Origin of the sequence: Peribacillus simplex, assembly GCF_900156045.1 — a bacterium.
In the GTDB taxonomy this organism is placed as follows: domain Bacteria; phylum Bacillota; class Bacilli; order Bacillales; family DSM-1321; genus Peribacillus; species Peribacillus simplex_D.
Window position 1 is genome coordinate 181,866 of record NZ_FTMX01000003.1, and the last position, 12,243, is coordinate 194,108.

Annotated in this window: 12 protein-coding genes and 1 riboswitch; of the genes, 3 read left to right on the forward strand and 9 right to left on the reverse strand. The window is 39.5% G+C overall.

Annotated elements, in window-relative coordinates; translation table 11 throughout:
- Positions 1–4: 4 nt before the first annotated feature.
- The 4 genes from BW986_RS12295 to BW986_RS12310 form a co-directional block, all read right to left on the reverse strand.
- Positions 5–1,486: a spore germination protein gene (locus tag BW986_RS12295; protein ID WP_076368196.1), complete on the reverse strand. Its 1,482-nt coding sequence runs from the start codon at positions 1,484–1,486 to the stop codon at positions 5–7.
- A gap of 189 nt (positions 1,487–1,675) precedes the next feature.
- On the reverse strand, positions 1,676–2,212 hold the full coding sequence (locus tag BW986_RS12300; protein ID WP_076368197.1) for a YhcN/YlaJ family sporulation lipoprotein: 537 nt from the start codon (positions 2,210–2,212) through the stop codon (positions 1,676–1,678).
- 53 nt (positions 2,213–2,265) lie between these two features.
- Entirely contained in the window at positions 2,266–2,586 is a 321-nt protein-coding gene (gene sugE, locus BW986_RS12305) for a quaternary ammonium compound efflux SMR transporter SugE (protein ID WP_076368198.1), read from the reverse strand.
- Between the two features lie 48 nt (positions 2,587–2,634).
- Positions 2,635–2,733, reverse strand: a riboswitch (guanidine-I (ykkC/yxkD leader).
- A gap of 40 nt (positions 2,734–2,773) precedes the next feature.
- The gene (locus BW986_RS12310; protein ID WP_076368199.1) at positions 2,774–3,103 is read right to left on the reverse strand and encodes a DUF948 domain-containing protein; all 330 of its coding nucleotides are present in this window, start codon (positions 3,101–3,103) and stop codon (positions 2,774–2,776) included.
- A 118-nt stretch (positions 3,104–3,221) separates the two neighbouring features.
- On the opposite strand from BW986_RS12310, the gene BW986_RS12315 reads away from it, so the two are divergent.
- A complete protein-coding gene (locus tag BW986_RS12315; RefSeq protein ID WP_034310080.1) occupies positions 3,222–3,401 on the forward strand; it encodes a hypothetical protein in 180 nt (59 codons plus the stop codon).
- A 519-nt stretch (positions 3,402–3,920) separates the two neighbouring features.
- Positions 3,921–4,541, forward strand: a complete 621-nt coding sequence (locus BW986_RS12320; RefSeq protein ID WP_076368200.1) for an RraA family protein — start codon at positions 3,921–3,923, stop codon at positions 4,539–4,541.
- 60 nt (positions 4,542–4,601) lie between these two features.
- On the opposite strand, the gene ltaS is transcribed toward BW986_RS12320, so the two are convergent.
- The 5 genes from ltaS to BW986_RS12345 form a co-directional block, all read right to left on the reverse strand.
- On the reverse strand, positions 4,602–6,572 hold the full coding sequence (gene ltaS / locus BW986_RS12325) for a lipoteichoic acid synthase (RefSeq protein ID WP_076368201.1): 1,971 nt from the start codon (positions 6,570–6,572) through the stop codon (positions 4,602–4,604).
- A 1,070-nt stretch (positions 6,573–7,642) separates the two neighbouring features.
- Positions 7,643–8,590: a siderophore ABC transporter substrate-binding protein gene (locus BW986_RS12330; RefSeq protein WP_076368202.1), complete on the reverse strand. Its 948-nt coding sequence runs from the start codon at positions 8,588–8,590 to the stop codon at positions 7,643–7,645.
- A gap of 208 nt (positions 8,591–8,798) precedes the next feature.
- On the reverse strand, positions 8,799–9,557 hold the full coding sequence (locus tag BW986_RS12335) for an iron ABC transporter ATP-binding protein (RefSeq protein WP_076368203.1): 759 nt from the start codon (positions 9,555–9,557) through the stop codon (positions 8,799–8,801).
- Positions 9,551–10,498, reverse strand: coding sequence for an iron chelate uptake ABC transporter family permease subunit (locus BW986_RS12340; protein WP_076368204.1), 948 nt, complete (start codon positions 10,496–10,498; stop codon positions 9,551–9,553). Before BW986_RS12340 ends, BW986_RS12335 begins: the two co-directional genes overlap by 7 nt.
- Positions 10,491–11,441 (reverse strand): ABC transporter permease, encoded by a 951-nt coding sequence (locus tag BW986_RS12345; RefSeq protein ID WP_076368205.1) that lies wholly within the window; start codon positions 11,439–11,441, stop codon positions 10,491–10,493. The genes BW986_RS12340 and BW986_RS12345 overlap by 8 nt, the downstream gene beginning before the upstream one ends.
- A 336-nt stretch (positions 11,442–11,777) precedes the next feature.
- Between BW986_RS12345 and BW986_RS12350 the strand changes: the two genes are divergently transcribed.
- Complete coding sequence (locus BW986_RS12350; protein WP_076368206.1) at positions 11,778–12,047, forward strand: DUF1450 domain-containing protein; 270 nt, start codon at positions 11,778–11,780, stop codon at positions 12,045–12,047.
- The last annotated feature ends 196 nt before the right edge of the window (positions 12,048–12,243 follow it).

Sequence of the window (12,243 nt, forward strand, 5' to 3'; positions counted from 1 at the left end):
CACCTTATTCATCAATATCACTATGGGAGTTTCGCTCTTCCGCCTCCTTCCTTATCCTTAGTGGATTTTCCGTCCGCAGAAATTGCGGGCGTTTTTTTTGCTTTGAAAAAGGGAGGCGAATGAGACTATCTTTAAAGTCATGAATTCTTAACGGGTAAAGCGGGTCTAAATATGGACTGCCAAGCGAAGTCAATTTCAATAAATGACTTAAAATGAATGCACTGCATAAAGCTATTCCAAACAGGCCGTATAACTGGGCTGCAATTAGAAAAGGGAAGCGGATAAGGCGGATGGTATTACTGATTTGGTAAATCGGCACCGTAAATGAAGCCAAGGCAGCCAAAGCGACGAGCATCAGTAAGACATTACTGACAAATCCGGCTTCCACAGCGGCTGTACCGATGACTATACCGCCAACAATACCAATGGTGGAACCAACCTTAGCAGGCAGCCTGACCGCTGCTTCCCTCAGCAATTCAATCGTTCCTTCCAGCAAGATGGCTTCCAAGATCGGCGGAAAGGGGATCACTCCCCTGGATGAAATTAAGATTGGCAGCAAATCCGTTGGAATCACTTGATAATGATAGGTTAAAACGGCAACATACAGCGGTGAAGATAAAACGGAAAAAAGCACTGCGAAAAGCCGAATCAAACGGAATGAGGTGCCAAGATTCCAAATTTGAAAATAATCTTCAAATGACGAAAAGAACGAAATGATGGTATTAGGGCCAACTAATGCATGTGGAGAACCATCCAGCATGATTCCTATTTTCCCTTCCGATAATACACTGGCCAGATGATCAGGCCGCTCCGTATCAATCAGTTGCGGAAACATCGAATTTCGATTATCCGTGATCATCTGGCTTACAAACGAAATATCGACGATCGTATCATATTCTATATCATCTATTCTCTGCATGACTGTATTAACGATCTGTTGATTTACTACCCCATCTATATAGAGTACCGCTAACCTTGTTTGCGAGATGCTGCCGACCCGGAATTCCTTTGACTGCAATTCAGGAGTGGGCAACCGGTTACGGATCAGATTCAAATTCGAATCAAGCGATTCAACAAAGGCCTCCTTGGACCCGACGACCGTATACTCCGACTCGGGTGTGGAAATTTGCCTTTTCACACTATGAACACATGGAATCAGCAAACACATTTCATCATCTTGCTTGTATTGAATCATGATTGATCCTGCCAAAACCAACCTTTGAATGTCTTTTAGATCAGCCGTCAATTTCATATCTTCCATCGGAATATCGCCTTTTAGTTGCTTAAGATCCTTCTTTGGTTGATTCGACATGACAGCCAATACTTGTTCATGAAGCTGTTGTACACTAACCAGTGAATTGAAGTAGGAAATAGTGTAGCCATCATCATTCGGGAATTGGAAGGTAAGAAAATCATTGGATGCATTAAACTTTTTAAGGAGTTCCTGAAAATCCTTGGAAGTAACCTGAAAGGATGCTGAATCCATTTCCCTCCTGCCCTTAAAAAACCTCACCATCCCACCCCCATTTCCTTCTTAAAGTTTTTAGTTCATTCGATTATTGTAACCACCCTATTTAAAGTTAGTCATGATCCACCGATATCTTTAAAATAGGAAAAGACCTATCCGGAATCCACCGGATAAGCCTCTTCGTCTTAATTCTTTAATGAATACCAATTACTTTGGACTTGGAAAAATGCGTGTTACTAGTTCACGGAACTCTTCAGCGAATCCTGCAACAGGTTTTCCATTCTCGATATCATTCGCATACCCTTTCATTCTTTGAACGAAGTCCGGGTTTGTCGACACATAAACTTGGTCCACCGATGGATCGGCCCCCCTCACTGCATCAGCAACCCTTTCTTTAAGGTCATTCGAGATATCCTTATCGCCGCCGTCTTTCAATACTGCCCCTACATAGGCATTATTTTCAGTAACGATGACACTTGCGTTACTTACTTCCTTCAAGGCTTCGACCCGGTTTGAGACATCCTCGGAGACCCTCATATCGTTTATGCCATTACCGTTATCATTTTTGTAATTATTATCATTAACATTTTGCCTTGTGTCGCTCACATTCATTGGATTATCTAAATTATCTTGATTGGTACGATTCAGGCCAAGATTTTCACTGGCATTTTCTTTATCATTAGGGGAACAACCTGTAATCACTAAAGCCATCATCGCACTTGATACTATCGCTTTATAATTCATTTCTTCACTCCTCTAAAATCGTTTAACATTACTATTTACGAGGAGAGGGTGGATTATTCAGAAGAAGTGATCTTCAAGCCGATAATCCCCACCAAAATTAAACCGACGAATACCAACCGCATCGCATCCTTAGGCTCGTTAAATACGATGATGCCAACCAGAACAGCCCCAAGAGCCCCTATTCCGGTCCAAATTGCATACGCTGTTCCCATAGGCAAGGTTTTTATCGCCGATGATAAAAAATAAAAACTAATGACCATACCGGCAATCGTTATGATAGAAGGCACTAATTTCGTAAAACCCTCAGTATACTTTAAACTTGTCGCCCATACCACTTCAAATAATCCTGCAATCACCAATTGAATCCAAGCCATCTTCTTTCCCTCCAATTACAGAAAAAGCCCGAAAGGTCATAAATCATAACCTCCCGGGCTTTTTTCCCTCCGTGTACGCAGATTCCTGCGCGTTTCTCTTGGACCATTCCGGTAAAATTCAACCGAGGAACCCTAGAAACTTATTATTTCCATACTATATCATGTACATTTCAAATCGGTCAAACACTTATGCATCGCTTCTGTTCCTAAGCTTCCACTTGTCACCCTTTATTGAAAACCAAATATTTTTAAAGGGTTCAGGTATTTCTTTAGCCGCATCAACCGTATATTGTACGGCCTCTTTTTTATATTGAACATCTTCATTGATTTCTTGCTGGGTCATGGCGAGTTGGTCCGTCTCCGATTTAATCTGGTCCGTTTTAGCCTGGATGCGTGTAACGGTTTCAGTCACATTATCAATTGTCGGTTTGGAATCCTTAAATGTTTTAAAAGCAAAAAACGCTAAATAGATAATCGATCCGATAAAGAGGGCAAGACTAATATATACAATGATCACCTAGATTCCTCCTTTTATTTTACCTTTACTATACCCGTAATAAATGGGCAGAAAACGAATCCACATGTATTTTCTTTTATGCCTGGTCATATTATTGATAGAAAAAGGAGGAATGAAAATGAATCAAATGCCTCTGCTTAAAGCCTGTTTTAAAGCTGGAATACACTTCATCAGACATATGACCATACAGCAGGCTGCCACTATTGCAGGAATCATTTTTTTAATCATTCATCCAGAAGTTTTCAGCCCCCTTTGGCTTACATTGGCAACCTCCGTCTTGATTCTGCTCCTGCTTTGAAGATTATTAGTGACCTCCCGCACACTGGTTGAGTCACCGATTTCTTCACTAACATCCCCATCCAGTCAAGGAGAACACCGAAGATATGCAACAACATCCCTCTCTTGACCTTAGAAGAATGTTCCTGCACGGATTTAACGGCCATGGAGACTCGAACATTAATAGGTCTGCTTCCATGCATACTATCTTATGGAAGTACATAATGTGGAAAACCTATTTCCATTAACACCTTATATCCACTCTTCTTAAATTATGGGGATATCTGTTTAAGACAGCATTGAATTAAAAATGTGCACACTTGGACTTCAAACCCTTCATAAGGATGAACTATAAAGTTTAATCAATCGATTGATTAAAAAGGAATTTGACTTGAACCCCCTTGTGACAGCAGAACTTCCCTCCCCTTATATATTGATCACACTGCAATTGCCATTCTATCAAACGAGTAACTATTAGAAAATTGAAAAAAATGTGTATAATTAGACTATATTCATTAACTCTTAAGGAGGAATCATAGTCATGGATACTATCATTCAACAGTTCAGGAATTTGCCCACCACGGCGATTTCCGATGCAATGGAAGGGTTGAGCAATCTGGAATCAGCGATTAAACCCTTAAAGGAAGAATATCATATGGCCGGACGAGCTTTTACTGTACAGATGCCCGTTGGTGATAATTCAGCCGTGTTAAAAGCAATCGGTCAAGCAAGTCCTGGTGATATTATAGTCGTTGACAGCAAAGGTGATACATACCGGGCAATAGCAGGAGATTTTGTTGTCGGCATGATGCAGACCATGGAAATTGGCGGCCTCGTAGTAGATGGAGTCATTCGCGACCTTGAAGCAATTAAAGGGATGACCTTCCCTGTTTTCAGCAAAGGGACGACGGTTGCCTCAAGCGGCAAGAACGGTGTAGGCGAAACCAATATCCCCATTTCCTGTGGGGGTGTCACCGTATTTCCAGGGGACATTATCATAGGGGACATAGATGGAGTCGTGGTCGTGCCACAAGCCATGGGTGAAGAAATCCTTACCAAAGCAAAGGATAAAATCTTGAAAGATGAACAGCGTGCTGAAAAATATGCAGGGAAGCCTGATGAAATAAGAAAGTATATTGCCATGATGACCAATAAAGCATGATCTAACGCATAAAAAAACAGGCAGGAAGCGATGGCTTCCTGCCTGTTCTTTTCATTAGCCTTATTTATCGGTCTTTTCGTCTTCCTTTGAACCTTCTTCATCATATGTGTAATCATAATCAGTAGGGTCTATCGGTTTAAAACCATTTGGAGTATAGAAACGGAGTAAGTCACCGTTCACTACTTGGTCGGATAAATTGAGCATCGTTTCAGCTCTCTTTTTATAATTGAGGATGTCATCATTTTCCTCGACCAATTCACCTGTTTTAGTATCGTAGTATTTACCTTTAATGGAAGTGACATCCGGTGTAACAAAATCACCATTCCTGAAAGGTACCACTTCATTATGATCTTTTGACAATAAATCTGAACCGAATTGTACATAATCTTTAGATTCGATTCCTAACAGATGCAATAAAGTAGGGAGAAGGTCGATCTGTCCTCCGTATTGGTGCATTTCCCCGCCTTCAACACCCGGAACATGAATCAATAATGGTACACGTTGCAATTGGGCATTCTCAAATGCGCCAACATCCTTGCCAAGCACTTTTGACATGGCTTCTTTATGGTTTTCGGAAATACCATAGTGATCACCATACATAACGATTACCGAGTTATCATATAGACCGGATTCCTTCAGATAATCGAAAAACTCTTTAAGCGCCTCATCGGCATAGCGTGCAGTCTGGAAGTAATTATCTACGGAAGCATCGCCTGTCGTTTGCTTACCGATTGTTGCTTTTTCCTGGTCCATCGCATATGGGAAATGATGAGATACCGTTATGAATTTTGTATAGAAAGGCTGTTTAAGCGTTTCTAACATTGGAATCGATTCCTTGAAGAAAGGCTTATCCATTAACCCATAACTCAGTACTTCCTCTTTATTTTCCATATTATAATGGTTTGCATCGAAGAACTGATTAAAACCAAGAGACTTATACATTTTATCCCGGTTCCAGAAAGACTTGTAATTACCATGGAACACAGCAGATGTGTATCCTTGTTGTCCTAAAATCGCTGGTGCTGCTTGATACGTATTTTGGGCACGGTTTGTGAATGCTGCCCCCTGTGGTAAACCGAACAGGGAATTTTCAAGCATGAATTCGGCATCCGCTGTTTTACCTTGGCCCACTTGATGGAAGAAATTATCAAAGTGCATGAAATCTGACTTATCATGTGCAAGTGAGTTCAAAAATGGAGTTACTTCCTCCCCATTCAACTTATAATCGATCAGGAAATTCTGCATCGATTCCAAATGCAGGTAGATAACATTCTTACCTTTGGCTGCACCAAAATATTCAGGGTTCGGTTCAGCGCTTGTAGCCTTCGTATAGTTGACGACTTCAGCGATATCCGTGCTGTTTGCAGTTGCACGCTGAGCGTATGTTTTAGTATTCTGAACGGCATCATAAACCGTATAGTTGAACATGCCCAAATATTTGACGATATAGTTCCGGTCGAATGTTCTTGATAATAATTGCGGGCGATCCTTTTCAGCAAGTCCCAAATTGATTGCAAAAATTGCAAGTCCCGCTAGGTAAACCATTCCAACTGTACGGCGTTTGACTTTGAAGTCTTCCACTTTAAAGTCTTTGAATCTGTACAACACGATCAAAAGAACCGTATCAAGGAAATAAAATACATCATGGCCTTTAAATAATTCTAAAATACTCGGCCCCAAATCCCCGGCATTTTGCACTTGCGTCAAGGTTGGCAATGTAATGAAATCGGTAAATGACCGATAGTATACAATATTGAAGAACAACCATAAGGACATCAATAGGTTCAACCTGATGATCCATTTAAACGATTTTTTGCCCCTAGCCAATAGTGCCAAGCCAAAGAATAAAATGGCTGAACTTATCGGGTTTATGAACAGTAAGAACTGTTGCAGGCCATTTTCAATACCTAAGTTAAATTCAACTCGATATCCAATATAAGTTTTTATCGTAAACAAGACTACCGCAATAAAGAAAAAGCCTAGTATGTTATCTGCAAATAAATGCCGGCTTTTTTTTAGAAAATTATTCATGCTTTCACCTCTATTAATCTAGTGGTTTATTTATATAAATTTTTACAAACTTACAAAAGACGGAAAATCGGAAACCCTATAATAGCATTCTTTCACTTGGATAGTCAAGATTGTGAAAACCACCTTTTGTCACATCCATAACCCTTATATCCAGAACACTTCTTTAGCTTATGAACAAGCCTTTGAAAAAATAACAGAGTCTCGCCCGTCTCGAATGTTCAGCGCACCTATAACAAATATATAGGAACTCCATGTCTTAATCCAATAAATATCACCGTAACTTTTTGGGGTGACTGCGGATGACAGTCACTAATTAGTTTCTCGTCCTTCAGGCTTTTACCATTATAAACGACTCTTTATAAAAAAACCAGTGCATTACAAAATATGTAAAGATATAAATCTTCAATTATTTAAAGCTATAGATATATCCAGGATTTCTTTCCCGATGATTCGACAGTTGAAAATGGCTAGCCGGTTACATGGATGCATCTCTCCTCCGCACTTTTGATACCCCATTCAAAATCCAGGCCTGCAAAAGTTTGACCAGTTTATCATTGCGTCCTGCTACACCGAAATCCCATAAAATAACAAATGGGTTTCGCGTAATATCGACATCATTCCCCACCGGCATATTTAATTAGCTTTTTTCAAATAATTTTTCCAGTAAGCGTTATCATATTGTGTTTATATTTTTACTTTCCATGATAATTTTTATCATCCATAAAAGATTCAATTTACCAAAGTTCGCTTAAATTACAATTTTAAATCCCCTCCTGGAACCGGAAAGGGTGCAAATGACATTATAATAGGAAGAAACTGAATTTTCCCATACTGACTGAAGGGTTATTTTCTTTCAATAGCAGCCCATATGACCATAACAGCGGTAACAGGCTTGAATATAGGTCTTGTCTTTTCCTTTCCCCTTTTAATGGGGGTTGTGGCGCCTTATAAGCTTACCTATGTTTTGTAAGAAATCTTTTCTCCCCTTTGTTAGTATATTTGTTTCATCCAGTTTTATTATAAAAAATAAAAATCCTGCCCTCGATCGAGGACAGGATTCCTTATTTATATTACTTGATGCCTTCTGAAATTTCTTTAACCATAGCGTCAACAGATTCTAAACCGCCGCCTGATAGGTACCAGTAGTTAGGGTCCAGATAAATGATGTTACCTTCTTTAAATGCTTTTGTATTTTTCACAATGTCATTTTCAATAGTTTCTTTTGCTGCAGCTCCATCACCGGCAACCGCATCTCTATCTACAACGAATAGGTAGTCAGGATTCTTTTCAGCGATGTATTCGAAAGAAATACTTTGACCATGTGTCGATACTTCCAATTTATCATCTACTGCAGGTACTCCGAATACATCATGGATGATTCCAAATCTTGAATCAGGTCCGTAAGCACTTACTTTTCCACCGCTTGAAAGAACGATTAAACCAGTTTTGTCAGTTGGGGCTTTTTCTTTCAAAGCATTAATGTTTTCTTCAACACTTGCCAATTCTTTAGCTGCTTCGTCTTTTTTATCGAAGATTTTACCCAAAAGTGTTACGTTTTCTTCAAAGGATTCCATATACTTTGTTGTATCTACACCCACAAAAACAGTTGGGGCAATTTTGCTTAATTCTTCATATGCTTCAGATTGACGGCCAGAAATAAGGATTAAGTCAGGAGCAATTTCGTTGATTTTTTCGAAGTCAGGCTCTTTTAATCCGCCGGCATTTTCAGTTGTACCTTCATATTTAGAAAGGTATTTTGGAAGGCCATCATGAGGAACAGCTGCTACTTCCACACCCAATTTATCAAGAGTATCAAGTGTACCCATATCGAATACAACGACTTTTTCAGGGTTTGTTTTTACTTTCGTTTCGCCTAGTTGGTGCTTAACCGTAATTTCTTCGCTTTTAGCACTTTCTTTTTTCACGCTTGATTCTTCTTTTTCCTTATCTGATCCACAAGCTACAGCCACTACAGCCAGCATTGCAACCAAAAGCAGTAAAGATAATTTCTTAAACATTATGGTCACCTCGAAAATTTTTTTTATTTAAAATTACGTATTGAATCCTCACCTTCACGGAGTTCACCTTCATCACTCTTCCTGCCGTATGAACAGGAGGCGGCTAAAGTCTTGGGCGCCCGCCAACTTTTAACTGCCTAAGAAGCGTATGAGGTGATTCCGGGAAGGCAAAGAATACTGAAGTAATTTAAAACCAAATGGAATTGCCTTACGTGAAGTACACACAGATCTTATTGTCATTGATGCTTTGGATTTCAATATCCATATCATAGATTTCCTTTAATACATTGGAATTGATGACTTGCTCGGTAGGTCCATTATGAACAACCTTGCCATCCTTCAATGCGACAATATAGTCGGAATAGCAGGATGCAAAATTAATGTCATGAATGACGATGATGACCGTTTTCCCTAATTCGTCGGCCAATCTCCTCAATACCTTCATGATTTGGACGGAATGCTTCATATCAAGATTGTTCAGGGGTTCATCAAGAAGTACATACTCCGTGTTCTGAGCAATAACCATGGCAATGAAGGCCCGCTGTTGCTGCCCGCCGCTAAGCTGGTCAAGAAACTTATCCTGCATGTCGGCAAGTTCCATATATTCAATCGCTTCATCGACGTATTTCCAATCCTCTTTGGTCAGCTTGCCTTGTGAATAAGGAAAACGGCCAAAGGCGACGAGTTCACGAATCGTTAAACGGATATTGATGTGGTTAGCCTGCTTTAAGATGGCAATCTTTTTCGCAAGTTCATTGCTATTGAATTTCCCCATATCCTTACCATCGATCAGGACTTCTCCCGAATCCCTGGCAATGAGACGGCTGATCATCGAAAGGACGGTACTTTTCCCCGCTCCATTGGGACCGATGAAGGATGTGATTTTCCCTTTCATTATTTCAATGGAAACATCCTCGACAACCGTTTTACCATTATATTTTTTGAATAAATTTTTCACTTCTACCATGATTTATTCTCCTTTAATAGAAGATAGATGAAATAGACACCGCCGACAAAGTTGATGATGACACTTAAGGTGGTGGAGAACGTGAAGATCCTCTCCACAATGAATTGGCCTCCGACCAGGGCAATCACACTGATCAGCATGGCACCCGGGATGATATGTTTATGCTGATAGGACTTAATGAATTGATAGGCCACATTTGCAACAAGTAATCCGAGGAACGTGATCGGACCGATCAGGGCAGTAGAAATGGAGATTAAAACAGTAACGACGATTAAAACCCGCTTCGTGACAAAATCATAATCCACACCCAAGTTTATGGCTTGGTCCCTCCCCAATGACATGACATCTAAATATTTCAAAAATCTCATGAAATATATCATTGCCGCTATCATGAGGATAATCGCTAACGTTAACAGGTCCGTGTTGACATTATTGAAGCTGGCGAACATTTTATTTTGAACCATTTGAAACTCATTCGGGTCAATCAATACCTGCATGAATGAAGACATGCTTCCGAATAAGGTTCCGAAAATGATACCGATCAGCAATAGGAAGTAAATATTGCGGTTTTTCTTGAACATGAACTTGAACAGCAGGCTGGAAAAAATAAGCATGGCTGCAAGTGTAATCAGGAAATTGAGATTTTTATTCATGATCATGATATGCGTTGAACCGAAGAGGAAAATCACTCCCGTTTGGATCAGCATATACATGGAGTCCAACCCTAAAATGCTTGGTGTCAGGATTTTATTATTCGTGACCGTCTGGAAAATCACTGTTGAAAAAGCTATTGCACAACCAACCACGATGATGGCGATGATTTTTATGACCCTTCTCGGCAGTGCATAATCCCAATTCGGGCCAAGGTCCCAAAAGATATAACCTGCCGTTAAAGCTGCTGCAAGAACAGCCAATATAATGATCCTACTTTTATTATTCATATGCCTTTCTCCTCAGTATCAGATAGATAAATACGGCGCTTCCTATCACACCAACCACGAGCCCGATCGGGATTTCAAATGGATATATGAGGATCCTGCCCAGAATATCGCAGATCAATAGGAATACTGCCCCTAGCAATGCTGTATGAGAAAGACTCTTTTTCAAATTGTCGCCAAGGTAAAGGGATACAATATTTGGTACGATCAATCCTATGAAAGGAATCGTTCCCACCGTTAACAGAACGACAGTGGAGGATAATGCCACGATGATCAACCCAAAATTGACTATAAGCTTATAATTGAGTCCTAGATTGATAGCAAACTCCTCACCCATCCCTGCCACAGTGAATTTATTGGCGAAGAAGTATGCGAGAATGACCAGAGGGATACTTACATATATAAGTTCGTACCTTCCCGACATGATCATCGAGAAATCGCCATTCATCCATGTGTTGAGGCTTTGAATCAAATCATATTTATAGGCAAAGAAAGTCGAGATGGATCCGACGATATTACCGAACATCAAACCAACCAATGGAATGAAAATCGTATCCTTATATTTCACTTGATCAAGAATTTTCATGAACAAGAATGTACCTGCCAAAGCGAATATGAAAGCGAATGCCATTTTCTCAATGAGTGCCGCCGAAGGAAAAATGATAATGGCAAGAAGAAGTCCAAGCCTTGCGGAATCCATGGTTCCGGCAGTCGTCGGGGATACAAATTTATTGCGGCTCAATTGCTGCATGATCAGACCGCTTATACTCATCACAATACCGGCAATGACTATGGTCACCATTCTGGGGAAACGGCTTTGCAGCATGATTTGCACCTTATCATCACTTAGATCCAATAAATCCAGGGGGGTAATATCCTTTACACCAATGAATAATGACGTAAATGACAAAACAATTAACGCCATGACTAAATATCTTATCTTCATCTACATTTCCTACTCTTCCTATCTCAGTTAATACAGCGATAATATTTTTAATTAAAGATATTTGAATATAGACTATCGCAAAGTCACCTATTGAAAAGGGAATCATGAAGTTGCAATAGTTACAAAGTTCTCCCATTCGTGATAATGAGATTCATTATCACTCATACTTATTCTATCATTTCTTAGACATGTGTCAATATATAGAAGTGAATTACTTTGATATTCTCCGGATAGTCATATTGTAATGAATTTGAATGAACCAATCATGCATTTCATATCAGGAAGTGATAAAATCAAAATAACAAATATTTACTCTTCTATGAAAGAAGCGATTTGATGAAAAACTTGCTTTCCAAAGTGTTCTCAAAAAAGGCGAAAATCCAGATTGAATTTTGCCAAAATAATCTTGACCGCTTCCTTAATGAACAAACAGTTGCCGATTATGGTAAGTTCTTAGCGAATCCAAGGATTCAATATAAGGAATATGAATGTTTGAGTGAGTGTAAACTTTGTAAGAATACCCCCTATGCGAAAGTGAATGGCCAGATAATGAGTGGCGAAAATTCACAGGATCTTTTAAATCAGTTACATGATGAATTGAAATGATACGGGCCAAGCAAATTGCTTGATCCGTATCATTTTGACCTTCCACCTGTAATTATACAGAATACAGGTGATGAACATCTATTAAAAGGCATTGCGAATTGTGCTACGGAATCATTAATCTAGTCGTTAATTCCTGTTTTTCACTATTTCCTACGTTTTCACTGTATAAATAGATTAATATATGATAATTTATGGA